Origin of the sequence: Paenibacillus sp. 1781tsa1, assembly GCF_024159265.1 — a bacterium.
In the GTDB taxonomy this organism is placed as follows: domain Bacteria; phylum Bacillota; class Bacilli; order Paenibacillales; family Paenibacillaceae; genus Paenibacillus.
This window is the reverse complement of sequence record NZ_JAMYWY010000001.1, coordinates 1,841,419-1,866,767: the sequence shown is the minus strand read 5'-3', so window position 1 is coordinate 1,866,767 and position 25,349 is coordinate 1,841,419. Positions and strand designations below refer to the sequence as shown.

Here is a 25,349-nt window from a genome sequence, read left to right as displayed (position 1 = left end):
GTGTTTCGTTTAGGATACAACACTCGATCATTCCATCCTACGTATCTGTACGCACATCATCCCACGCCTGATCCAGATAACAGATCAGCCAGTTCAATGCACGGTGACGTTCATAAGCCACTCCACCATTCAGTCCTACGGGAGGTGTTTTGTCATTCACACGACTATCCACGCATACCCAGTTGTAGCGGTAGATCAGATCTGCTTCATCCAGAATCTCGCTCTTATTACGCAGAGATGCATCGGAGAGAAAGTCGGCAAAGCTGTCCTTCTGTTGCAAATAACCGACATCCTTCCCTACGTTACACAACTCCGTTGGTGCACCCAGTTCCTTCACATAACCAAGCGCCCACAACATCACGTGGTACGCTTCATATCCCCAAGAGAAGGAGATGATCTCCTGCTGCTCTGCTCCGTGCTGGTCGATAAACCTCTTCTCTACGGGTGAGAAGAAGGATTCAGCATCATACTTGTCGATCACTTCCTGAACCAGTGCTGCGGTATCATCCGCACTTTCGCCCGCTCCCAGACACTCACCCTTAAGCGCGGCGAGACACAGGGCCACCGCACGGCGCGCGACTTCTTCTTTACTCCGAATTGTGGTGTGCTCTTCTCCGGCCCTTGCAGGCAAGTTCGCATTATACGGAATGCCTTGTTCCGTCAACCGTTGCTCTGAACGGGCTTTACGTTGAATTGCAGACTCTGACTGGGTTCCAGCATCGTCCAGGAAACTGGTGTGCGCTGTCACCGTGTAATCCTCTACCTCAGATTCTCCATTCACATCCAGCAATAACTGGCCTTGTGCATTCAGCAGAGATCCACCTCCCCAGAAAATGACGGCATCCAGAGCATCTGCCAAGCGCAACAATTCGCCGAAGAATTCTTCCGAGATATCCTCTTCCGTCTCAATACCAACCACCATGTTCAGTGTAGAACATTTGATCAATACCTTTTCCTGAAGCGAAGCATTGCGCCCCTCAATCTGACTCAAAAATCCAAGCATCCCCTGAATCATGGTCGTAAATTCCTCAGGATGTGTCTGGCTGGTCATGATATTAAAACCTTTGTTTTTTTTACTTAGCCATTTTTTCTGAGTCACTTGAATATGAGTCTTGTCTTCCCGGCGTTTAATCGTACCCTCAGGATAAATGGATTGAATCACTTCAAACAGCTGATCCAGGTCAAACTGAGAGCTGTATATCGCACAATTTCTCATGAAGTTCACCCTCTTTTCTGACTAATCCTTATACGGATCGAATTCGTTACCTCCGGCCATGGCAACACCAACGGGACGCAGCACATGGTTGATTTTCAGCGTATTCGCATGTGCGTTCAGCACGTCTTGCAGTTTCTTATACACAAACGGACTTTCGTCTGTGCCCGCTCCCCGCAGCTCAACACCATAGGCACGAATCGCCTCTTGCATCTGTGCTTCGCTAATCTCACCGCCCATACGTGTGCGCAGCTTGTAATTCATTTTGCCAGCCGCCTGGGTTCGGCTCATCGTGCGCCCTGCCCCATGTACGGTGCTGCGGAATGACTCGGTATTCTCCTCGCTATGGATTCCCTCCACAATTACCGAGATATCGCCCATACTGCCTCCAACAAAACCGAGTTGCCCGGGTGCCAGCGGCGTTGCACCTTTGCGGACCACCACTACCTCTTCACCCATGTGTTGTTCCTTCCAGGCAAAGTTGTGATGGTTATGTACGGCGTATTCAGCACTTGCCCCGAGAATTCCCAGTACCTGTTCAATAACATAATCACGTCCTGCATAGGCGTATCTGCCCGCCAAAGTCATTCCATCCCAATACATATCACCCATTTCGCTGTTCAGGTCAAACAACGTAGGCGGTTGATCCATGGATTCGCCCGGAGCTTTGCCACTGAACTGACGCCCTGCGGCAAGGTTAAGGAACCCACTCGCCACTTTGTGACCGAACCCGCGGCTGCCAAAATGATTCGCGATCCACACCTTTCCCGTTGCCTCTTCTACAAAAATATCCACAAAATGATTGCCACTGCCTACGGTCCCGAGTTGATTGCGTGCGAGTGTCTTTAGCTTATGTTGTAATCCTGGTTCAATGGTATCGAACATCTTCCAGCTCCCGTCGTCGAACAGTTCATGATCCACGGGTGTTAGGTTGTTACGACCCACGCCGAAAGATATGGTCGAATTGATGTCATCCATAATCGTCACAATCTGATCCCGAATATCATCCCACATCAGATTGGTGCGCACAGCCTTGTTGCCACAGGCAATATCATATCCGACACCTGACGGACTGATCATATTCCGATAAGCAACAACACCACCGATGGGTTGCGAGTAACCTTTGTGGTGGTCGGCCATCAGAGCCACACCCAAGACATCTCCATATTGCGAACAAGTCACCGCCTGACTTACGGCGTTCTCCAGCGGCTCCCCCCAGACTTTAATGTTATCTACGATACGCATGATTGTGTTAACCTCCTATGTATTATTTTGAATATTTCCTCTTAAGTTTTGATCTGTTACTTTCATTAGTTTAACAAAGATCAGCGTAGCTCGAAACGTTCTCATCCTTCAGATCACCAATTATCTACACATAAAAAAAAGAGAGCTCGGCTCCCTTTTCTCACGGTCGGTAACTATTTACTTCTTGCTAATCTTAAACTTGAACGCCCAGGTCGCTGTGTTACCAGAATACCGACCTCTGTTCTCGGTCACCACCACAGAAAGTGTCTTGTTGGTTGATTTGGAGAACGAAGATAGTTTGACGTTGGTGCTTTTATCCCCGTAATCGGGAATTTTGTCCTGTTCTTCGGCGATGGCCTCCAGTTTCAATGTACCCGTGGATTTCAGGTTTAAAGTGACTGACGAACCCTCCTCCAGATCTTTGCCGTTCACACTTGCTCCGATGGCCCACTCATTACCGACAGAGTTATTCTCGACAAGCTCTGCGCTCACCAACGTCACGGTTACCTTAACCGTTTTGGCGGCAGCATAGGAGGTTGGGGAACATACGGCGAATACCAGGCTCAGAATCATGAAAACATTAGCCCATTTTTTGAGCACGAGAGTGCCTCCCTCTTATTCGTTTCATTTGTTAAGACTATGCCTTATTCGCCATGTTCCTTAAGTAATCCTTCCACTTGTGTAAGAAATTTTCATCCGCTTGGATATTTAAAGATGCTTCCGGTAACCCTGAACCTTCTCATCCTTGAAACCCAGCTTCTCATAAAATATATGCGCTTCCTTGCGCTGATCGCCAGACACCAGAATCATGTAACCACAACCCAGATCTTTCGCAATCCGCTCAATCTGGAGCATTAATCTCTGCCCAATGCCCTGCCTGCGTACCTGATCAGATACAATCACATTCTCCACAACCATGAACGGTTTGCATGGACCCACCAGATCCATACACTCAATCCCCATAACGGACCCAACCAGTTTGCCATTGTAAAATGCCCCAAGCACATGATAATGACCGTTCTGCTGTATGTATTGGAACATCTTTTTCATCTGCTGCTCATTGGTGGGCATTCCCATCAACTCATTGTATAGCTGGCTTAGTGCCGGTAAGTCTTCAAGTTCGATTCCTTTAATGGTAACCATTGTTATCCTCCTGATTTGGTCTTATTTCGCGTATGTTGTCTTACGTGAGGTCCTTCTTAAAATAATAATGACTGTGTACAGTCGGTGCATTCTCGATCGTTGTGATTATTTGGTAGCCATGCTTCTTGTAAAATTCCGGTGCTTGATAGGAGAAGGTATTTAACATGACAAAATCACAAGATTTCTCTCGTGCAATTCGTTCAACTTCAAGCAACAACTGTGAACCATATCCACGATGCCGCTGTTCAGAATCCACCCATAGAATATCAACCTCCAGCCAGTTCCAGCAAAGTGTACTAAGCACACCTGCGACAATCTTGCCGGTCTCATTTTTGATATTGAAATTCAGTTCTTCGTAACGATGCCTTAATTCCTCGCTCACATGTGCAGCATTAAATGCGATAAGTTGCTGGCGAACATACTCTGAATCCTCTGAAGTACTTGGATTGATATTTATTTGGGACATCCTCTTCTCCCCCTATCGTCATTACTCACAGCCTCATTCATTTCTTGCATATTTTAACATAAAGTTATCCCTTACAAAAATAAAAAAACGCACCTTCCATAGAGGAAGGCACGTTGAAGTTACTTGCATTAGTTCACATATGCTGTTTTAAAATACGTTACTCTATTTCTTTCAAATCAACGTACACGTGACCTACACCAATTCTGCCCAGAGGGTCGGTAGCTATCACCTCAATCCGAATAGGCTCACTACTCGTTCCCAGTGCAGTAACGTATAGTTTCTGTCCAATCATTCTGACATCTGCCAGTTGTGGATCAGGGGAGTCAGCCTGTAGTGTGAGAGTTGATCTAGCGTCATCTTCATCTTCAAACATAAAGGACAGGTCGATCTCAATCTCATTTCCATGAACATAAGCGATATTACCCGCAGGTGCCTCCACCAGCACAGGGGGAGCATCATTAAAATCATACATGTACACACGTTGTAGCAACGTATGATGCATTGTGAAGTCCGGCTCTTCTCTCAGGGGTATGGCATTGTTACTCACATCCAAGTATTGCAGATCAGACAGTCCAGCAATTCCAGTTGGTAGATGAAAAAGCTCATTACTGTTCAGATCTAGTTTTTGCAAGGAATCTAGTCCGCTCACATCCAATAAAGGAAGTCGATTATTCGCGAGATTCAGATACTCCAGCTGGTCCAGTCCTGTCACATTAATTTGCGTCAGTTCGTTACCGGATAAATCAAGCCAATTCAATTGATCGAATCCAGAAGCATCTGCTTTGCTTATGGCGTTTCCGGACAGATCAATTTCGGTTACATTCAATCCTTTGAATATCTCGACTCCTGTCAGATCGGAAATGCCCGCATTTCTCGCATACAATCCTCCATTGGTCTGAATGAGTGCTTCCACCAATTCATCTTTGGTCAGTGGATCATTTACATCCTTTTGCAACCAATATGCAATAGCTCCAGCCAAATATGGATCAGGAAATTGACGACTTATCGTGTTGGGCTGTACCTTAACCTTGAGTTGTGCCGTGACACTTGCGCCCCGAACATCGACAGCTTTGATTGTCAGCAATGTTTCTCCAGCAGCTTGAGGTACAAGTCGAATCACTTTTTCTACGACAGTAGAGGAAACAATGGTTGCATCTCCGGTTATGACACTGAATTGCAATTCATCACCATCTGGATCACTAAAATACGTGGAGACATTCAAGTCTAATGCGGCATGATCTAGTGTAAGTTCCTGATCAGGCAAACCGCCACTAATAACCAGTGGCGCCCTGTTCCCCGTACCTGGATTGGACGGAGTGGAAGGATTCGTTGGAGTGGTTGGCGCAGATCCACCTCCTCCACCCGTACTTCCAGTTCCATTCCCTGGTGTCACCCCGGAATTACTGTTTGCGTTCCCTATACCGTTCCCTGCGTTATTGCCGCCTGAAGTTGTACCCTGCACCTCAATTCCCTTTCCTGGCTCATCAGGATTGGATTCCGAATTGGTGCCTCCTTGATTCGCAGCTTCATCAAGCGCTTGAATGACTTCAGTTGTGCGGAATGCGATCACGGCCATTTCCTGTCTGGAAGTAGAACGCTTCGGCGCAAAGTTTCCATTTTCCCCTTTCAAGATTCCCAATTCAACAGCCTGTTGTACACTTGGCAAAGCCCAGGCACTAATGTCGGAAGTATCCTTAAATGACAACTCTTTGGTCAAATTTAATGTTTCATCATATCCTTTAGCCTTCAAAGCACGGATAATTGTCGTTGCCAGCTCTTCCCTTGTTACCAGACCGGCAGGACGAAACGTACCATCCGGATAACCATTCATAATTCCAGATAATTGAAGTGCACGAATATAGGAACCATTCTCAGCGTTACGATCCAGATCCCTGAATAACTGATCTGGAAGCTGGACGGACGACAGCACGTTCAATTCCAATAGTTGAGCCAGCGTGTATGCAAGGTCACCTCTTGTTAACGTTGCGCTCGGGTTGAAATTCCCTGCTTTGTCCGCCAGAATCATCTGTCGCTCGGCAGCCCTTTCAATGGCTTGCTTGGCCCACGGTGCTGCCTGCTGCAAGTCACGAATGTTTACAGCATCGGACGCTGCATGCACTGTCCCGGGAACAGAAATGACGGATAAAGACAGAAGGGCTGCCAAATAAGGCGAGACTTTACGGATCTTATTTTTCGTATAAACTTCTCGTTTGGATATTCGTGTTGACATCTTTTAACGTTACCTCCCACATGAACATAAACCCTGGTGTCAGCAAAGACTTGTCAGCGTTATTTGATTATCTTCATTGTAGGAGAGACCTGAGCTTGCAAACAGTCTACAAAAGAGTAGACACAGTTTCACAAAATTATAATAATCCCCGCTGCTCCGCGATTTGTACAGCATGAGTTCGACTACTCGCACCCAGCTTCGCGAACACTCGGCGAATGTGTGTATTAACGGTTCCGGGTGAGATGCCAAACTCGGCAGCAATCTGTTTGCTGGTCAGGCCCTCAGCGATGTGACCGAATATTTTTTGCTCCATCGGGCTGAGTCCCACTTCCTTTGTATCCAGCTTTGCCTCTCCTACAGATGAGAGGCCTCTCAATCGTTTGTCACTTGCAAAAGCAGATAATAACTGTTTTACATAAGCCATTTTCACACCATCATCGTGTATTGCCTTCATGCGACGCAGAGACAGGTATCTCTGTAGCAGCTGCTTCATCTGTTCACCTTCAGCAACAAATGAACGGATATACCCTTCGGGCCCTCCCAGCACCAGAGCACGGGATAACGCTACAACACTGGCATCTGTAAGTGCCTGCTTTTGCAGCATGATTGACTCTAGCAGAGCACACTCTACCTGTTCAGCAAGCAAGTCCCGTTCTTCAGCCTGTTTACGGATTCGTCTCAGTTCCTCTCGCGCATAATTATACTGCTCAAGAATGATCATCGCACGTATGCGAACCATGGATCGGAAGATCTGATCACAGCTGATCTCAGCAGCTACATCTCCTTCGTTTGCAGGCTTAGCCAGAATGGTATGGGACGATTCCACCGGACTCATTTCAATTAAAATTCGGTTTTGATGCGCTGACAGTGCAGGTTCCCAGTAATCCATATCCTTCACAGATAATAAACCCGAGACCCGCTGAAGCAGTTTCAAGCCTTCCTCAGGTCTGCCCAGTGTAAGTTCAAGTCTGGACTTGAGTACATACGCAGGAACGAGCAACGCAGCCACCTTGATCTGCAAAGCCACTTCAAGCGCTCGGTCCGCATAACTTATCGCTTCTGCAATTCGATCCTGTTCCATTAAAATCTCACCATATCCAACACCATAGTAGGACGTTACATAGGCATGTTCAGCATACCAACGTTCCGTAATCGCTCCGAAGCAAGCTTCCCCACGCCTCAAGTAGCCATTAACGCCATGAAAGCTGCGCAGGCGCATGCTCTCTCTCCGATCATAGTCCATATATTGAAAGGCAATATCATCAGGATAGCCCTGATCAATGTAGGAAACCAAATAATGAGCCAACCCATCCAAATCTCTGTTCAAATAGGCCATGTATGCTCGCATCACACATATAACTTGCAACAAATACCCGATAATCTCAGGTTCCAGCTGCCCTTGAAGATGCACCCGGATCACGTGTTCGAGTTCATCCAACTGCTTTACCATCTGTCCATAAGGCATCTCACGTGCAACAAGGAACAGGTAAGACATATATAATTTTGGACGTGATTTCACGATCTCCAGTGGCACAACATCAAAGTATCGCCGGAGCGTCCACCACTCTCCCATAATAAAATGGGCAAACAACTCTTCCAGCAGTCTCGCTGCATCCTGCATGTGCTGTCCGAGAATATAATGATCCAGCGCTTCAGCCGGGTATCCTTGTTGTTCATACCAAAGTGCAGCAAGAGCATGTAATTCATTAACTTGTTCAGCACCACAACGATCCAGCTCACGCTTTAGAAATGCAGAGAACAAATGATGATAACGATACCAGTGCGCTTCCCGATCAAGTGGAACAAGAAAAAGATGTTCCTTCTCCAGTTGCCTTAACAATTGTGGAGCTTCCTGCATATCACTTAATACCTGACATAAACTGCTGTTCATTCTTCTTGTGATCGCTGTCCGGAGCAGAAATTGCTGCATTTCCGGTGACTGACGCTGGAATACCTCTTCAAGCAGGTAATCCGAAATCGTCCTCTCGCCAGTTGCTCCATGATCTTCACGAGACAGAGGTGACGATATCGAATTCATAGGGCTGACCAACGCGTTTCCACCCCATGCATGAGATAAAGCGAGCAGCTTCAATCCGGCAGCCCAACCCTCCGTCTGCTGTACCCAACCACGCGCATCTCCCCCGGCAATATCCAATTGCATAATCTCTTGGCAAAATTCAATGCCCTCTTCTGGCGTAAATGCCAGTTCCTGAAGTGTAAATTGCTTCAATTCACCTCTCAGACGCAGCTTTTCAAGCTTGAACGGAGGATATGTGCGACTAGACAGAACTAGATGAATGGATAAGGGAAGATTTTCAATAAAGTATTGCATCTGTTCATGAATCTTGGGCTGGGTTACTGCATGATAGTCATCCAGAATGAGCAGCGTATGTTGATTGGTCTGGTCAACGCGGTTCAACAATAATATCAATGCCGACCTGGGGTCTATCGGGTACCGTTGCAAAAAATGTGGCAGTACATCTCCGCAGAGTTCCTTACTCACTCGATCCAGTGCATGAATAATGTAGAGCCAAAACTGAAGTGGGTCCTGATCTTTATCATCCAGGCAAACACAGGCTGCATGAACGGCTTCACTTCTCACCCAGCTACCTAAAAGTGTTGATTTCCCTGAACCCGCCGGGGCAGTCAACAAAGTGACTTTGGATTGGAACAATTCTTTGCGTTGCAAACTTAGCCGTGGACGGTCCATTGTATCTGCTGGCAAGGGTGGAAGTTCCAGTTTGGTTGTTAAAATCATAAATTGAAGCCAGTCCACGTGGAGACCAGCGGTATGTTCCTGTTGCATGAGATCCTCCTGAATCAGCACCATGGTGCACTTTTTTCCGATTCATTGTATGTATATTTAGATAATCTAAGTATACAAGGAACAATACATATGCCCCACATATTTTTGAACGGAAATCAACGACAAATAAACCCTGCACATTGTGTACAGGGTAACATTGGATTATCGAACCATTATCCGATTGGCTCTTCTATTTTTCTGTCTGTAGCAACTTATAGTTTACTACAATATAATTCAATCCCGATAACAGCGTAACTCCTGCCGCCAGCCACAATAAAATTACATCAACCCGCACCTCAGTCAGCAAACTGAACGGAACATTGTATAACAAAATGGCAATGATGGCTGCCACCTGAAGCACCATTTTGATCTTGCCATATCGATCTGCTGCAAGAGCAATGCCCTGCTCTGTTGCTACCATTCGTAATGCAGTAATGACAATTTCACGCCCAATAATGATTACAGCAATCCATGAACTGATCATATTCTCCTGAACCATCATGACCAGCGCTACCGCAATCAACAGTTTATCCGCCAGTGGATCAAGCAACTTTCCCAGATTCGTGATCTGATTATATTTTCTCGCTACATATCCATCCAGTTTATCCGTACCTGCCGCTACTGCAAATATAACTAGTGCAAACATCAAGCTATGCTGATTAAGGAAACAGATCATAAACAATGGAATCAACGCGATTCTAGCCAACGTGATTTTATTTGCCAGATTCATTGAAAATCTCCTCTCGTTTCCCGTTATACATGAATCAGAACCATGGACTCTATCATCATTTCGACTCAATTCCATTATCATCCTTTTTTTCACAAGGTAATATTCTTAGAAAAAGCAAAAAGAACAGTCTGTATATATTACAGCTGCCCTTTACTCAAACTATTTTGTTATATCAGCATACGCCTGATCCCAATTCTACAAAGCTTCCTTAATCACCCGTTTATAGTACCACACGGACAACAGACCAAAAATCGAATATAACAATGTATAGACTATCATGACAATGACCGTAGGTGTCGCCAGCTCCGTGCCAAAGAAAAACCAACCTGATTTCACGGCAAAGTAACTATGGCTCAATCCCACGATGAGTGGAATACCGAAGTTAAACAATTGTTTGATCTGAATTCCACGCAACAGATTGCCTTGCGTAAATCCGAGCTTTCGCAGAATGGTATAGTTGCCCTTCTCCTCTTCACTCTCATTCATTTGTTTAAAGTACAGGATACATCCTGATGTAATTAAAAACGTCAAACCAAGGAATCCAACAATGAACATAATTAGGCCCATCGTGTTACGTTGATTATTTCTGAACTCAATTTGGGAGAAACTTGGGGCTTCCAACTGCTGCTCCTTGTATACGGCATATGCATCTTCAGCCTGCCCCTCGTTCACAATACGTACACCATAGTAGTCAGTCCACTCGGCTTTCTGCAGCTCGGGATCGATGTCCTGCTTCAGTTGCTGATATACCGTCTCATCCACGACCGCTACAGGCGTGCCCCCAGTATAGTACGCGGGAAGGACGCCATGTTTGGTTGTTCCGATCAGTTGTTGTGCCAGCCTATGTTTCAACCCGTGCAAGACGATTGGACCTTTCTCCTGAATGGAAATTAACTGCTGAATGGCATTTCCGTATCCCATGAAGACCACTTCACCCGCTTGCACATCAATGTTATCTACCATGTTGTCACTCAGCACACTACTGAACAGGTATTGTTCCGTCATGGAGTCATCCATCACTTCTTGTGCATCAATTTCAATATAAATAGGCTCTCTATGCTTCTCTTCATAAGCAATCTGTTTGTGTTCCAACTCCGCTACAAAACGATTTTTCACATCCGCCTGAGCAAAAGAGAAATCCTCCGGCAAGCTTTCCTTGGCCTGAGCCTCTGCCGAATAATACGAAATGTAACTGAGTGACAACATGCCAATCGCAAGTGCAGATACGGTTGTAATAATCGTGAGAAGCAAGGCATTAGACTTCATGCGGAACATGATTGAAGATAACGATAACACCTCATGAATGGATAGGTAGCCGTTTTTGCTTTTGCGAATCAGATTAAAGATAAAACTTACCGAACCCTTATAGAACAGGTATGTGCCCAGTATGACCGAGAAGAGAATCAGAATCATCGTATACATCAACTGCTGCATATCCATTGCCTCACCGCTGAACAGCCGTGCAGACATGAAGTATCCATACACAATCAGGGCAATGCCCAAGACGCCAACAATCATCTGTCCGACAGACATCTTCTGCACCTGCTGTTCCGTAGTGGCCGACACCCGAAAGAGTGAGAGAATGCTCTGTCTCTTGATAAAAGTGTAGTTCATCAGCATGATGAGCAAATACATTATCGTAAAGACAATCACCGTTTGCATCAGTGCCATCGGAGAGAAGTACAGTTTCGTAATCGCATCCACACCGAGAATTTTGAACAATATCATCAATACCAGCTTGGACGCAAGAAACCCAATTAACACACCGATAGCCATGGAGCCAAAATAGAGAATACTGTTCTCCGCACTCAAAATGCCAAAAATTCTGCCTTTCGTCAGTCCGATCAATTGAAATAATCCAATTTCTTTGCTACGCCGCTTGATAAAGATTGTATTGGCATAGAGCAAAAAGATGCCGACAATGACGATTAACAGTACCGAAGATGCGCCTATAGCCGCCGCACCTTTCGTTGAAGCTGCTACCTCATCCATGGAAGGATCATACTGTAACGTCACAAAGGAAAAATATAAGGCCACACTGAACACAAGCGCAAAAACATAGAGATAATAATTCTTCAGATTTTTCCTGAGATTACGGAAGATAATATAATTCAAGCTCATTGCTGCACACCACCCAATACGCCCTGGGTTTTGATAATATCGTTGAAAAACGATTGCCGGGACTCGTCTCCTTTATTCAGCTGGGTGTAGATCTGACCGTCTCGAATGAAGATCACTCTGCTGCAATAACTTGCGGCAACCGGATCATGGGTAACCATAATAATAGTCGCCTTTCGGGTGCTGTTCATCTCACTTAACTTGCCTAGCAGATCCGAAGCGGACTTGGAATCCAGCGCTCCTGTTGGCTCATCCGCAAAAATGATACTCGGCTCGTGGACAAATGCTCGTGCTGCCGAAGTTCGCTGCTTCTGCCCACCCGAAATCTCAGATGGATACTTGTCTTTCAATTCGTAGATTCCCAGTTCACGGGCAATCTGTTCAAACTTCCGGTGTGCCTCCTGCTTTGGAATGCTCGTAATCGAGAGTGGTAATAACACATTTTCCTTCACCGTAAGGGTATCCAGCAGATTGTATTCCTGAAAAATAAAGCCCAGATGATGTTTGCGGAACTCAGCCAGCTGTTTCTCCTTCATTCCGGTGAATTCCTTGCCTTCAATATCAATCGTGCCCTGGCTCACCCGATCGATGGAAGAAAGTACATTAAGCAACGTCGTTTTACCCGAACCCGAAGGCCCCATAATACCAACAAACTCTCCCTCGCTTACCCCAAGATCAATCCCCTTCAGCACTTCCTGTTTATTCAGTTTATTCCCATAGACTTTATGGATTTTTTTGGCTTCCAGTATCCACATATCCCACTCACTCCTCTTTGAACTTCTGCAAAATGCTCATGTCTATATCATAGGCGGAATGTGCAGTGTTATCGTGTGATTCACCGAACAAAACCAAAAAGCATGTGACATTGTTGTCACACGCCTGCAAGATGCACCATGTCGTTTTTTCGCGGAAAAATAAGTGTGACGATTGTGCCCTCGCCAAGAGAAGATTCTACATGAATGCGCATATGAAGCGTCTGGACCACCTGACGAACCAGATACAGCCCCATACCAGTAGCCGCTCCATCCATTCTGCCTCGGGTAGACGTAAATCCTTTATCAAATATACGCGGCAGATCTTGAGTCTCAATCCCTCGCCCGTGATCCTTAATCATCAGTATGACATGTCCATCCTGTTCCCGACTTTCAATGAGGATGTCCGATGAATCACTATATTTCACCGCATTACTCAACAACTGCCGGAGGATGAAACCTAACCATTTGCTGTCTGTAAGTACACGCGATACCATTAAAGATACATCAAAGCCAATGCCCTTGGATATGCACCATGATCTCAGCGCTCGAATCTCGCTATTCAATATCGGTTCAAATTCCGTCTCTTCGATGAACAGATCATTATGCATGAACGGAATCCGCTTCTGATGAAGCTGCTGATCCAGCAACTGATGGATTCGTAACCATTCATATGTCATTTGGCTCTGTAACTTGTCATCTGGCAAACGCTCAATCATCAGTTGCAATGCAGTTAGTGGGGTCTTCACCTCATGAATCCAGGACAACATCTCGTCCTTCTCCTGTTCCAGGGCGATAAAATGTTGTGATGACTCCTTACGATATCGCTGTGTCTGGGAACTCAGAGCCTCATGTACGATCTGCTCATATGGACTTTCGGCGATGTCGAGTTCTCCCAGATCATAGGTATGATCCCAGATGCTCAATTTTTTATAGAAACGAGTCTCTTTCAGGAATCTCGCCCAGATAAAAACAAGGCATACCACCACATTCAGTCCTACGATATACACCACAGATTGGAATGGAATGGACGAGTCCAAGTAGGCCACCAATAAAATAATAAGTTGCATGCTTACCAGTAGCCATAACCAACTAGCCCTTTCTCGTATGTACTTACCGATCATGCTTCTGCCTCTTCCGTTGCCATGTACCCCTGACCTACTTTGGTTTCAATGTACCGCTCCAAGCCGATGGGTTCAAGTTTCTTCCGTAACCGATTAACGTTAACCGTCAGCGTATTGTCACTCACGAAATGTTCATGATCCCACAAGCTCCGGATGAGTTCCTCACGGGTAACAATCTGATTTTTGTGCTCGACCAGCACTTTAAGGATGAACATCTCATTTTTGGTCAACAGAACAGATTCATCCCCGCAAGTGAGTGTATTTTTCACATATTCAATTGCAGCACCGCGCCAAGTCCGGAGTTCAATATGCTCTGTATTATAGTTGTACACCCTCCGCAGAGTTGCCTGAATCTTGGCAATCAATACATCGAAGTGAAACGGCTTCTGGATAAAATCGTCTGCACCCAAATGCATGGACATGACCATATCCGCAGGATGATCCCGTGAGGACAAAAAGATAATCGGCACATTGGAATGCGAGCGAATGATCCGACACCAATGGAACCCGTCATATTGGGGCAGCTGAATATCAATAATAACCAGTTGCGGCTGAATTACGCTGTACTCCTGCAATACCTTGCCAAAGTCCTGCACACCATACACGTCATACGACCATTGGGACAAACGTTCCTTGATTTCATTGAATAACGATTCATCGTCTTCAATGAGCATAATTTTAAACAAGAGATTTCACCACATTTCTGATCTTCTAAGGTTGAATAAGGTAATTAGACTCCGTTGTTGCAGGATCACCTTTACCGTTACAAATCGTTCTTTAGATCGCTGATTCCAGTGTACAGGTAAGTTGGGCTTATATCAAAAGGTATCCATACTTCGTAAAGAAAACGATCCGAAATACGTATAACATATTAGTTCTCAATAGGGTGTATAACATTGCTTGTATCATTGTGTTCGTCAATCCGCTCGATCAACTGCATCGCTACATCTCGTGGCGATCTTAATTGCCCTGCTTCATATACTTGATTGAACATGCCTGCAAGCGCAAACTCCTCTGCACTTTTGCCTCGTGCAGCAGCCTGTAACTCCGTATCGACCATCCCCGGATCAAAAGCAATGATCTCAACAGGGTTCTGTCGACCCGTTTGCTCCAAAGATACGCATTGGGTGAACATATTCATACCTGCCTTGGATGTACAGTACACTGCCATTGAAGGCGCGGGATAACTTCCCGAACCCGATGAGAGATTAACAATTTTACGTCTGGCGGACAGGTGATTGGTTTGTTGAATAAAAGATGAAGTCAATATCATTGGCGCTGCAAGACTGATGTTAAGACTCTGACTTATCTCTGCCGCACTGCATTGTTCTATGGGTCCTAGAGGCTCCAGCATCGCTGCATTATTAATGAGTCCAATGCAATCAGCTTCCTGAGTTGGGATTTGGTCCAATAGATATGTAACCACATCATCAATCCCGCTCAGGTCGGCTAGATCGTACTGAACATGATGGTAACGCCCGCTCCATTCCTCGCTTGATTCCAACTCGTCCGAATGCCCGCGTGAAATGCCATAGACCCATTCTCCCCTGGCTAACAACAACTCCGCGAGCTGTTTGCCAATTCCTTTGGATGTACCTGTAATGATAAAATACCTCTCTCCCATATTCCCCCGCCTTCTCTCGCTCAATGCGATATTGGTTAAACTTCAACCTATGACTTTATAAATCTATAACTAAACGCCCGGTTTCTTCCACATGGTCACCCACAAAATCGGTAATCCAAAACAATTCTCATCCTGGCTCATCGCCTTCATTGGGCGTAATTCCACGCATTCAAATGGATCTTGCAGTAAATAACGAAGCTTCTCCTCCGTGAACGCAAGACCACCTCGCATCGACTTCTCTTGATATACCTGCCAATCGTCCATGACGCTCTCCGGCCCACCTTGACCGCCAAAACCAGGAGCAAAACAAGTCATTCCAAAGTATCCTCCGGGCTTGAGCGCTTGGTGAATCATCTCTATGTAAGGAATCCGCTGATGAGGTAACAGATGGTGCAAACAACCTGAGTCGTAGACAAGATCATATTCTTGCTCCGGGGCCAGTTCGAACACGGAGCGACATTCAAAATGCACGTCCAGTTGCTCTTCTGTTGCCCTTTCCTTAGCCCAAGCAATAGCTGTCTCGGAAAGATCATAAGCATCTACCTGATATCCTTGGCGGGTTAAATACAACGCATTTCTGCCTGGGCCACAACCCAGTTCCAATGCCTTGCCGCCTGCCAGCAGACCTGCGTTCACATGCGCTACCAGATTCTCATCCGGTTTGTTAGGGAAAAAGGGGATGGGGCTGTCCCGATCCTCATAAAAAGGCTCCCAAAATTGCTTGGCAGATCTGAAGTCCGCATCGAGCATATCATATAGATCCTGTACACTTTTAATCGTCCTTTCCACAACCACATTCCTCCTTATACTCTCCATCCGAACCTTCATTTCCGACTATTCATTCCTCATCATTTTCATTAAGTCAGCCACACTCTATTATAACATTTTTACCCATTAATTCTCTATTTTTCTTGTGTTTTTCCACTCCAAAACAGAAGCTTTTTTCCAACAAAAAAACGACCGACATGAATGTCGATCGCTTACAACCGTAGCGGTTTTAAGTTGTAGCTTACTTCGCCCGTTCCAAGACTGCAAAGTAATTTCCTTCATTATCAGCAAAGTTGAAAACACGCCCGGTTGGCATCTCGACAATCTCTCCCACCGTTACATGTTTACCAGACAAGTCGGCATATAACTGATCCAGATTTTCGGTGAAGAACATTAACGAAGGTGTGCCCAGATTTACCCCCGCTGACATCCGTTCGACGAACTCTTTGTCATGGAGAATAATACTCGTCTGCGAATCTGGGGTGGGCGCAATCTCAATCCATCTCATACCCTCGTCCAGGTTTACTTCATCCACAATGTGGAATCCTGCAACTTCCGTCCAAAATGCCAATGATTCATCCTGATTGTTGACATACAACATAATTTGGCCGACTTTGCTAAACATGCATCATTCACTCCTCTGATCATCTAATCTCTCAACATCCTGCTTATCATTCCTCAAATTCCAATAGAGTATAACATGCAAGACGGCTTTTTCATTATCTTTTTTTGGAAGTACACTACACTTAAACTGAAGTAAACTTTTATGCTTCCACTACTTAAACACTGCTCTGATCGAAGTTTCTGATCAGACCGATGTAGCGATCCTACTTTGGAGAATGGAAGCTTCCCCTCCACTATACAGATAGGTTAAATTAGCTTAACAAATCAAGATCAGATTTTGAGTGAAGTGGATTACTTGAAGTTACTTATAGTGTTTTGACAAGAGCCAGCCTATGGAACCCCGAGGTATAATAGTTCATATCAACACCTTCCTTTTGAAAATTCATTCGTTCATAAAATACGAGCGCTGCTTCATTTTCTGCATGATCAAGTGTGTAAAGCATGATATCACTACATCCAAATTTAGCTATTTTCATACATATTTCAGTAATTAGTGTACGGGCTACACCCTGTCGAAGGTGTGATTTACATGTAACAACGCCAACAATTTCATATCGGTTAACCGTAGGCTGAAAGATATAACCAGCATGACCTATCACAACATCTGCTTCGTCAACCATGACATAATAAGCACTGATCCGTTCATCCTTCATATTTAAAAATAAATCCCAGCGCGCAGGATACTGTTCGCGTATAAACGGAGGGAATTGAAAATCATGATCCGTCATCATTTTCAGCACTGCTGGCTGATCAATCGTTTGAAAAAGACGAATAGTCATCTTTCCACCCCCTCCCCTTAAAGATCACAGCTTCATAAAATCCAGCCAAATCCATACTTGTCATTCGATCAAATAAAGCAAACGCCATTTTCATTGCCGCCACCAGTCCTTTCGTACCCGAATAATAAATAAAGTGTTTGATCAAAAGATCAAACACTTTGCCCAGGCGTACGGCATATAATATATGTGCTTCCTCGTGGTTCACTCCACGTTTACGCCAGTCACACACAATCGATATTTAACAACCAGTACACATGACTCACACTTATTACATGCCTTTTAATTTCTTCGTAAGATAAAGCACAACATCGTCGTCCATAACTGTTTCTTCACCTGGCTGAATGTAATGATCGTGTCTGTGGACACCATGACCGTCCGGTATATATCCGCGATGGGCATATAAAATTTGCGCTTTGCCATAATCGGAAAACACACCTACACCAATGCCTGCTACATCCGTTCGTTCCGAAATAACTTCCTCTGCTCGTTCCATCAACCGTGAACCAATACCTTGGCGCTGGAACTTGATCAGCACATTGAAATCGTTAATTTCGGGAATGCCTTGTTCCCTGAAAGACGGGTATTTGGACTGCCACAATACATTCACGTACCCAGCAAATTCTCCATTCAACTCGGCTACCAAGGTTACACGGTCCCCATTCTGTTGTTCAGCCAAGTAATGAAGATACTGCTCAGCGTATCTCCCCCACCCCTGCTCCTGAAACGCCTTTGATATGGTTACAGGATCACTCTCATTTAATAATCTGATATGTACAGTCATTAATGATTCTCCTTAATAAGATATTTTGCCTAACTATATTCCCAGTCGATCTCGAAGCGATGTGATATGCGCAACATGGTGTTTGCCATGCCACGCATACATGCCCAGATTATAATCCAGTCTCGTTGTTTCTTGCGATGAGGGATGATAGAATTGTTTGGCATAATCTGCATCTGTTAATGCGTTTAACAGAAACACCCAACGACGATGAAGTGCATCCAGAATCTGAAGCGAGAACTCAACATCCAGGTCCCTTGAATCACTCAGTTCAGCCCAACGCTCTTCATAATATGGTCGAATCGTAGGTGTATCCTCTGTCAGTGCCAATTTGAAACGAATCATACTGTTCATATGGCTGTCTGCCATGTGGTGAATGACCTGTTTGAGCATCCATCCGCCTTCTCGATAGGGCAGACTTAATTGCTCTTCACTCAGTCCCTTTACCGCTTCTCGCGCGTGCTCAGGCAACTCAGCAATGTCCTGAATCCACTTCTCCCGCTGTGCCAAGGTAACTTCACCTGTGTGTACAAATGGTCCTATCGGAAATCGTTCGTCCATCTATTATTCCTCCTTGTTTGTATGATTCAAAATAACTTTTAATTATCTAAGGAGCATATTCCATGAGCCAGCAGTCTCTCATCTGTCCTTCATGCTGCTCATGTTTCTCCAACAGCTTAATCCTTTGAAAACCACATTTCTCATAACAGGATATCGCTCGCAAGTTCCAGGATTGAGGGTCCATAACCACTTTACGGGCTTCTTTTTCATGAGTCAGATAAGCCAGCATGGATTGCACCAGCAATGTTCCGATACCTTTGTTCCAATAATCTATCTCACCAATAAACTGATCCGTTCCATAGATGATCTCATCCGTGTCTCCATAACCATACTCCGTTCGTTCTTCTTCCTCAAGCTCATAGAACTGAATGTATCCAATCGGATGTCCTCCATACTCAACGATACAACGGGTAGCATCATCATCCTGATTGTAAAAATGTTCTCTTACCTGCTCCAGATCATGCGGCCGATCACGGCCTTCATAGTATTGAAGGACTTCCGGGTCAGTCAGCCACTTCACCAGCTGGTGTTCATCTTCTGTTTCCAAGAAACGTACGGTGATTCCGTTTGATTCATATACTCTCATCACTCTGCATACTCCTTAATGATCTCCAGATTTTCACCCGTAACCCAACTTAGATCCTTCCCCAACAACTGCTCGTTGTGAACATAATACACCATGGGATTCTTTAGCGGTTGAGTCGTTCCATCCAAGGATCTGAGCGTAAATCGCAACTTGTAACTCCCTAACTCATCAGGTATCGCAAATCCTATCAGATTATCAGCTGATTTCCTCGTTTTCCCCTGGCCCTTCAGATACTTTTCCAGAATGACTTGATCAAAATAGGAGCTGCCAACAGACGAAGGCATGTACCACGCATCATCTAGTTCATCCGTGAATGTGACCCCTCCCCAGCCCGGGACAACGGGATACACCATATGTTGATCCTGGTCTTCTCTTTTTCGCGTTATCTCTAACTCTACCTCCACTGCATCTGTATCAATCTGTCTGATTGTCCCTGCCATCACAACATCCTTGGCATTCACACTTGGAATAACATAGCTGTAGATGAGCAGAGTCACCAAAAAAATGATCGTTATTCCCGTAATCCAAAATATTGTTCTTTTACGCATCTGCCTGATCCTCCGTCTGGTTAATCATACTTCTGGAGCAGCTCCTTCTCTGTTACAGATTGAGTTACCCTATCCAACTCAGGTGATGCCATCCAATCACTGAATGTATTTAATCCATGTTTGATTGTATGGATCGTGCTATGTGCAGACATGTATATATTGTGGTGGACTCCAGGTTGGACAATCATATGCTCTCCTTCACGCATCACTCGAATGGAAAACACCTGATCGTCTCCATAACTGGCATAAGCAATCCATCCGGATTGCACCACATAAAACTCCGTTAGACTGATATGTACATGACTGTTTTGCCATGCTCCCTGGGAAGAAGCAACGGTTCTACAATAATAACTGCCATCTTCTGATATCATTTTATATTTCTGTTCCCCGTTCGCCATCTGCTCAAAGCTGGTTTTGACACCAGTCTCACCATATTTCTGTTCTGAAAATTCTGTGTTCAATCGGCTTCATCTCCTGACAAAAAATCCCTTTATTCTAACATTCGACATCGGCTAATCGAATCTCCTGTTTGAATATGCGAATATCTTTGCCAAAATTTGAAACGTTTCCCTTCCAGCTTCCGTATTAAGGTCGAAGTCGTATGTATCCCCTATAATAAACCATCTGATCTGGAGGTTAAGCGCATGTCATTTTTCAAGAAAATGTTAGCCAGTGTAGGTGTTGGAGCAGCCAAAGTAAATACGGAATTGCATACACCAGAGGTCACGCCTGGAGGAATCATCACGGGGGTTGTGTACATTGAAGGTGGAGATGTGGAGCAGAACGTAGATCGAATCTATCTTTCAATCAAAACCCATTACATACGGGAGCACGATGATCGCAAAGTAAAAGAAACAGCCGTTATCGCCAAATACCTGCTCACCGAAGGTTTCACATTACAGCCTGGAGCCAAATTGGAGAAAGAATTCTCATTTGACCTGCCAGAAAACCTGCCGATTACACTGCATCGTGCCGAAGTTTGGGTAGAAACCGGCCTCGATATCTCAAGCGCGGTGGACCCATCAGATCGTGACAGGTTGCATGTTGTTCCCAGCAAAGACATGAATACTGTGCTCGATGCAATCGATATCCTTGACTTCAAACTGCGTGAAGTGACCAACGACTATGCGCCGAAGCTTGGCGGAAATCTGCCATTTGTTCAGGAATTCGAATATGTACCAACAAACAAGTTCCGTGGACATCTGGATGAGCTGGAAGTCCTGTTTTATCCAATGGGCGATTCGCTTGAACTGTTATTACAGATCGACCGCCGTGCTCGTGGGCTCAGTGGAATATTCTCCGAAGCCATGGGTACGGATGAAAGTTTTGTCCGCTTGCATCTGTATGAAAGACATCTGGCACGGGGTGCGCATTCTGTCGCTCAAGGACTGGAAGAAGTCATTTCCAAACATATCTAGTATATAGTCTATAAAAAAAACCGTCCTCTATCAGATAAATCTGATAAAGGACGGTTTCCATTTTAAATAAGGGAACTTAATAGACTCAGGGCAGTTGTAATTGAGTTTCAATTGGTGTGCTGCAAAGGCACCGTAAAGGAACATGTGACATGGAGCTTATGAGGACAATCCTTCAGGAACGCTGTGTCCAGCGCTGCATTCCAGATCGAAGACCGTAATATGCTGCGGCGAGCAAAACGAATCCGGCAACAGCCATGATCATGGATGTTGAATCCCACCGAACCATAGTTCCAAAAGCAACCTTGGATTGCAATGGGTTAACGGATGAAGCGGTGTTTGTCAGATCAGGTACGTAATTCATGGTCATGATCATGCCTTGTACGACATTCCAAGCTGCAAAACCGATGATGAATAACAGGGTAACCAGAACGGATTCCATCACTAATCGTTTGTTCATGTTTGTCAATTCCCCCCTCTTCCCATTCAATTAGACAAGAAGTGCTCCATCTCCTGTTTCAGCAGATCTTTGTTGGCATCCACATACTGATACAGCAGGTCGAAACTTTCTTCGTTATCGGATTGCATGCTTAGGTTGCCGGCTTCCAGTTCAATGCGCTGCAATACCTCATGAATCTGTTCCCCATGCGTTTGCAGGCTTGTCGTGATGTCATCTTCGGACAGGCCATTCACATTATCTCGTAATTGCCCGTGCGTTACGCTGCTTTCGGACAACACTTGCTCTATTTTCTTCAGGATCACGGCATCTGCATCATTGCCAATCCGTTCCATAGCTGTTATCGTCTCACCCAGATACTGCCCGCTGGCATTCTCAAGGAAACCGGTCATACCGTTCATGGACAGCTCGGTATCCAAATCAATGATTAGAATGATATCGCGCAATACTTGCGGAAGTACCGGCCCACTCTCGCGAATCGTCTCGAATTCAGCCCGATAAAGGTCCATGGCAACACTCCCCACCATTTCTTCACCTGACATCTCTTCAAGCTGATCGAGTGGTAACAACTCCTGCAGTTCTTCTTGTAACTTGTTCATCTTTCTCTGCCTCCTGTATCTCTATCTACATACGCCGACACGTTATTACATCATAGCAGAATACGCTATACAAGTTGAACTTATAGTAGTTAGTATTGTCTATCCTGTTATCCAATTTACAGGGAATATCGTCAAGTTAACATGCACTTGACCTCGGGAAAATGTTCCGCTGTTATGATCTTGGCATCACGAGTCTTGGGAGGGGTAATGATGCGCCTGGCCTTGTTCACAGACACCTATCTTCCGGAAACCAATGGTGTTGCTGGCACGCTCCACCGCTTGAGTAACCATCTGAACCGCAGAAGAATTGAACATCTGTTGTTTACTCCGAACTCCATCATTGAAGGAAGCCATGAGACTCAAGTCAGATCGGTTGCCAACATTCCCTTTTTTCTGTATCCCGAATGCCGCATTGCTCTACCCAACAGAGCTAGCACTCACAAGCAGCTGCAAACCTTTCAACCCGATCTGCTGCATATCGCCACGCCTTTTAATATGGGGCTGCTTGGTCTGAGGTATGCGCTCAAACATCATCTTCCGCATGTTGTCTCCTATCATACCCACTTCGATCGTTATCTCGAATATTACCGGTTGAAAAGTATGATTCCTCTCTATTGGAAATATATCCAATGGTTCCACCGTGCCTGTGATGCAACCCTGGCTCCATCACAGGAGACGTTAAACACCCTTCAAGTCCAAGGCATTCAGCGTCTGAAGCTCTGGTCTCGCGGAATTGATTGCAACCTGTACTCCCCTGATAAACGCAGCTCGGATATCCGTGAACGATACCACATCACCGCTCCCCTTATTTTACTCTACGTTGGTCGCATTGCCCCGGAAAAAGATATCGCTACACTCTCGACTACCATGCAGCAGTTGCCCCAGGATATGCAGTCCCGTGTACACTGGATTATCGTTGGCGACGGCCCATCTCTCCCCAAAATGCGTCTGCAAACCCCACCCAATGTCACCTTTACAGGCTATATGCATGGCGAAGAACTTGCTGTTATGTATGCTTCGGCAGATCTGTTTGTGTTTCCTTCCTCTACGGAGACATTTGGCAATGTGGTATTGGAAGCAATGGCTTCAGGGCTTCCTGTAGTGGCGGCCAATGCCGGAGGTGTAAAGGATCTGGTATCCCACCACCGCAATGGTGTGTTGTTCGAGCCAGGTCATGCTGATGCACTGATTCGGGAGATATGTCTCTGGGAAAATCACGTGAACCAATTGAGGATGATGGGACTGGAAGGCAGAAAGCTGGCTGAGCAGCGGTCGTGGGAGCATATTTTTGATACACTGATCAGGGACTATGAGGAAGCGATAGAACATCGGAACAGACAAACGAAAGATCGAATTATTACAGCCTGATCTGGTCGTAAAGGCTTCATTCGTCAAAAACATATTATGTGTTGATATTACGATATTGACATAAAAAGACATGATCTCATTGAACTGGATCATGTCTTTTATTGCATATATCTATTGGTTGAATTTAGTGTATGGGACTTTGATATCTACAAATCCTTTAGCGTAGGGTGCAACCTCATAAGGATAGAATCGGATGACGATCCCTTTGTCATACAAAAAGAATTCAGATGTTTGATCAAGCTGAAAATCATAAATATTCTCTTCAAAAATAGAAACTCCTGCATTATACATGGCTAATAGACTGTTGGAGATTGATTTCTCTACCTTCTCCATCTGAATATCATCTTTAACATACTCGCTTAGCTTCAGTTCTTTCCCTGTTCTTAAATCATAGTTATATGATGTTGTCGCATCCATTCCATGTGCTCCGCCAGTGTATACATGATCTTCATATACTACAGACAACTTTTCTTTTGCATTGTATTTTACACTGGCCATGGTAGTGTAGAAATAAGCTTTGTTTGATTGCTTTTCTTCTTTGTCCAGGCGAGCTGCTTTCACTGCGTGGAGTTTAAACGTCTTGTTCAACTTATCCGTCACAGATTTCTTTCCACCTGTTAGATGTATGTATGGCTGTCCTTTGTAATATTGGACCTTCGTTTTCACTGTAATCGTGCTGTCTGCCTCTACATGACTACTCGGAAGAATGATAGCAATCAGTACAGTGATCAACAGGTAATTTATCCATCTCCATTTTTTTCTTCCAGTTCTATCTTTCAATATTATCGATAACCCCCTTTGGCTCAAATGATTTCGCTTCCTGCATTCTGTTCCATATGACCTGTGGAGTGCCCTTTAAGTCTGTTCCGCCTTGAACGTTGCCAATCCAGATGTCTTCTGCTCCCGGATGTTGTAAATAGTGCCTGAGCGTTGCTTTAATTAGAATAGACGAATGTAAGTCCAGCACCTCATCCATTGGTATCCAGAATAACTCTCCTTCATCGGAGGGCACAAAATGTCGATGTTTCGTCTCTCCGAAATATACAAACTGCTGCCAAATCTCACCACCGTTAACCTCCAACAGCATATATCGAAGCCGAAAGTGTTCGATATCCGCTTGCTTGAACCCGGTCTCTTCTTCAATCTCCCGATAGCTGGCGGTCATGGGTGCGTTCAGTTCCCCTTGTTCCAGATGCCCGCCGATGCCACCCCAAAATTCAAAATCAAACAATCTGCTACCCGCCTTCTTCATCATCAGCACGTCTGAGCCATTCTTCAAAAACGCTGTAGCCATCTGTCTAATCTCCATATGTTCCTCGCTTTCCAGACTGTGATTATAGGAGTCTTTATCTATTTAAACTGAACAAAAAAATATTTACACTAGCCACTCCGATGACAGAACAACCTTCCGATCG

The 25,349-nt window shown here is 45.0% G+C and carries 27 protein-coding genes and 1 riboswitch; of the genes, 2 read left to right on the top strand and 25 right to left on the bottom strand.

The annotated features are described in order from the left end of the window. Positions 1-37: 37 nt before the first annotated feature. The 21 genes from NKT06_RS08425 to NKT06_RS08325 all read right to left on the bottom strand — a co-directional run bounded on the left by NKT06_RS08425 (position 38) and on the right by NKT06_RS08325 (position 20,556). Positions 38-1,216, bottom strand: a complete 1,179-nt coding sequence (locus NKT06_RS08425; RefSeq protein ID WP_253432560.1) for a DUF4272 domain-containing protein — start codon at positions 1,214-1,216, stop codon at positions 38-40. Positions 1,217-1,237: 21 nt separating this feature from the next. Then, positions 1,238-2,458 (bottom strand): RtcB family protein, encoded by a 1,221-nt coding sequence (locus NKT06_RS08420; RefSeq protein ID WP_253432557.1) that lies wholly within the window; start codon positions 2,456-2,458, stop codon positions 1,238-1,240. 177 nt (positions 2,459-2,635) lie between these two features. Then, the gene (locus NKT06_RS08415) at positions 2,636-3,058 is read right to left on the bottom strand and encodes a hypothetical protein (protein WP_253432554.1); all 423 of its coding nucleotides are present in this window, start codon (positions 3,056-3,058) and stop codon (positions 2,636-2,638) included. Positions 3,059-3,166: 108 nt separating this feature from the next. After that, positions 3,167-3,601, bottom strand: a complete 435-nt coding sequence (locus tag NKT06_RS08410; protein WP_253432551.1) for a GNAT family N-acetyltransferase — start codon at positions 3,599-3,601, stop codon at positions 3,167-3,169. Positions 3,602-3,641: 40 nt separating this feature from the next. Then, the gene (locus NKT06_RS08405; protein ID WP_253432547.1) at positions 3,642-4,067 is read right to left on the bottom strand and encodes a GNAT family N-acetyltransferase; all 426 of its coding nucleotides are present in this window, start codon (positions 4,065-4,067) and stop codon (positions 3,642-3,644) included. 157 nt (positions 4,068-4,224) lie between these two features. After that, positions 4,225-6,297 (bottom strand): S-layer homology domain-containing protein, encoded by a 2,073-nt coding sequence (locus NKT06_RS08400; RefSeq protein WP_253432544.1) that lies wholly within the window; start codon positions 6,295-6,297, stop codon positions 4,225-4,227. Positions 6,298-6,433: 136 nt separating this feature from the next. Next, positions 6,434-9,103 (bottom strand): winged helix-turn-helix domain-containing protein, encoded by a 2,670-nt coding sequence (locus NKT06_RS08395; protein WP_253432541.1) that lies wholly within the window; start codon positions 9,101-9,103, stop codon positions 6,434-6,436. A 190-nt stretch (positions 9,104-9,293) separates the two neighbouring features. Next, complete coding sequence (pgsA, locus tag NKT06_RS08390) at positions 9,294-9,833, bottom strand: CDP-diacylglycerol--glycerol-3-phosphate 3-phosphatidyltransferase (RefSeq protein WP_253432538.1); 540 nt, start codon at positions 9,831-9,833, stop codon at positions 9,294-9,296. A 195-nt stretch (positions 9,834-10,028) separates the two neighbouring features. Continuing rightward, complete coding sequence (locus tag NKT06_RS08385) at positions 10,029-11,954, bottom strand: ABC transporter permease (protein ID WP_253432535.1); 1,926 nt, start codon at positions 11,952-11,954, stop codon at positions 10,029-10,031. Further along, positions 11,951-12,706: an ABC transporter ATP-binding protein gene (locus NKT06_RS08380; protein ID WP_253432532.1), complete on the bottom strand. Its 756-nt coding sequence runs from the start codon at positions 12,704-12,706 to the stop codon at positions 11,951-11,953. The genes NKT06_RS08385 and NKT06_RS08380 overlap by 4 nt, the downstream gene beginning before the upstream one ends. Positions 12,707-12,822: 116 nt before the next feature. Then, a complete protein-coding gene (locus NKT06_RS08375) occupies positions 12,823-13,827 on the bottom strand; it encodes a sensor histidine kinase (protein ID WP_253432529.1) in 1,005 nt (334 codons plus the stop codon). Beyond that, positions 13,824-14,513 (bottom strand): response regulator transcription factor, encoded by a 690-nt coding sequence (locus NKT06_RS08370; protein WP_253432526.1) that lies wholly within the window; start codon positions 14,511-14,513, stop codon positions 13,824-13,826. The genes NKT06_RS08375 and NKT06_RS08370 overlap by 4 nt, the downstream gene beginning before the upstream one ends. A 185-nt stretch (positions 14,514-14,698) precedes the next feature. Next, positions 14,699-15,451, bottom strand: coding sequence for an SDR family NAD(P)-dependent oxidoreductase (locus tag NKT06_RS08365; RefSeq protein ID WP_253432524.1), 753 nt, complete (start codon positions 15,449-15,451; stop codon positions 14,699-14,701). Positions 15,452-15,520: 69 nt separating this feature from the next. Beyond that, entirely contained in the window at positions 15,521-16,240 is a 720-nt protein-coding gene (locus NKT06_RS08360) for a class I SAM-dependent methyltransferase (protein WP_253432521.1), read from the bottom strand. 220 nt (positions 16,241-16,460) lie between these two features. Next, positions 16,461-16,844, bottom strand: a complete 384-nt coding sequence (locus NKT06_RS08355; RefSeq protein WP_253432519.1) for a VOC family protein — start codon at positions 16,842-16,844, stop codon at positions 16,461-16,463. Between the two features lie 304 nt (positions 16,845-17,148). Further along, a complete protein-coding gene (locus NKT06_RS08350) occupies positions 17,149-17,622 on the bottom strand; it encodes a GNAT family N-acetyltransferase (protein WP_253432516.1) in 474 nt (157 codons plus the stop codon). Between the two features lie 153 nt (positions 17,623-17,775). Next, positions 17,776-17,857, bottom strand: a riboswitch (ZMP/ZTP riboswitch). Between the two features lie 33 nt (positions 17,858-17,890). Next, a complete protein-coding gene (locus tag NKT06_RS08345; RefSeq protein ID WP_253432513.1) occupies positions 17,891-18,403 on the bottom strand; it encodes a GNAT family N-acetyltransferase in 513 nt (170 codons plus the stop codon). Between the two features lie 33 nt (positions 18,404-18,436). Then, positions 18,437-18,961, bottom strand: coding sequence for a YfiT family bacillithiol transferase (locus tag NKT06_RS08340; RefSeq protein WP_253432508.1), 525 nt, complete (start codon positions 18,959-18,961; stop codon positions 18,437-18,439). A gap of 46 nt (positions 18,962-19,007) precedes the next feature. Beyond that, the gene (locus NKT06_RS08335; RefSeq protein ID WP_253432505.1) at positions 19,008-19,547 is read right to left on the bottom strand and encodes a GNAT family N-acetyltransferase; all 540 of its coding nucleotides are present in this window, start codon (positions 19,545-19,547) and stop codon (positions 19,008-19,010) included. Beyond that, on the bottom strand, positions 19,547-20,095 hold the full coding sequence (locus NKT06_RS08330; protein WP_253432502.1) for a hypothetical protein: 549 nt from the start codon (positions 20,093-20,095) through the stop codon (positions 19,547-19,549). The genes NKT06_RS08335 and NKT06_RS08330 overlap by 1 nt, the downstream gene beginning before the upstream one ends. A 20-nt stretch (positions 20,096-20,115) precedes the next feature. Further along, positions 20,116-20,556, bottom strand: a complete 441-nt coding sequence (locus NKT06_RS08325) for a hypothetical protein (RefSeq protein ID WP_253432499.1) — start codon at positions 20,554-20,556, stop codon at positions 20,116-20,118. A 183-nt stretch (positions 20,557-20,739) separates the two neighbouring features. On the opposite strand from NKT06_RS08325, the gene NKT06_RS08320 reads away from it, so the two are divergent. Beyond that, complete coding sequence (locus tag NKT06_RS08320) at positions 20,740-21,513, top strand: sporulation protein (RefSeq protein WP_253432496.1); 774 nt, start codon at positions 20,740-20,742, stop codon at positions 21,511-21,513. Between the two features lie 172 nt (positions 21,514-21,685). Here NKT06_RS08320 and NKT06_RS08315 read toward each other — a convergent pair whose 3' ends face one another. Together NKT06_RS08315 and NKT06_RS08310 are read right to left on the bottom strand one after the other, a co-directional pair. After that, positions 21,686-21,970 (bottom strand): hypothetical protein, encoded by a 285-nt coding sequence (locus tag NKT06_RS08315; RefSeq protein WP_253432492.1) that lies wholly within the window; start codon positions 21,968-21,970, stop codon positions 21,686-21,688. A gap of 26 nt (positions 21,971-21,996) precedes the next feature. Further along, complete coding sequence (locus tag NKT06_RS08310) at positions 21,997-22,566, bottom strand: DMP19 family protein (protein ID WP_253432489.1); 570 nt, start codon at positions 22,564-22,566, stop codon at positions 21,997-21,999. Positions 22,567-22,773: 207 nt separating this feature from the next. Here NKT06_RS08310 and NKT06_RS08305 point away from each other — a divergent pair, with 207 nt between their 5' ends. After that, positions 22,774-23,934 (top strand): glycosyltransferase family 4 protein, encoded by a 1,161-nt coding sequence (locus NKT06_RS08305; protein WP_253432485.1) that lies wholly within the window; start codon positions 22,774-22,776, stop codon positions 23,932-23,934. 111 nt (positions 23,935-24,045) lie between these two features. Here NKT06_RS08305 and NKT06_RS08300 read toward each other — a convergent pair whose 3' ends face one another. After that, entirely contained in the window at positions 24,046-24,714 is a 669-nt protein-coding gene (locus NKT06_RS08300) for a DUF3298 and DUF4163 domain-containing protein (RefSeq protein ID WP_253432482.1), read from the bottom strand. Next, complete coding sequence (locus NKT06_RS08295) at positions 24,704-25,228, bottom strand: NUDIX domain-containing protein (RefSeq protein ID WP_253432478.1); 525 nt, start codon at positions 25,226-25,228, stop codon at positions 24,704-24,706. Before NKT06_RS08295 ends, NKT06_RS08300 begins: the two co-directional genes overlap by 11 nt. Between the last annotated feature and the right edge of the window lie 121 nt (positions 25,229-25,349).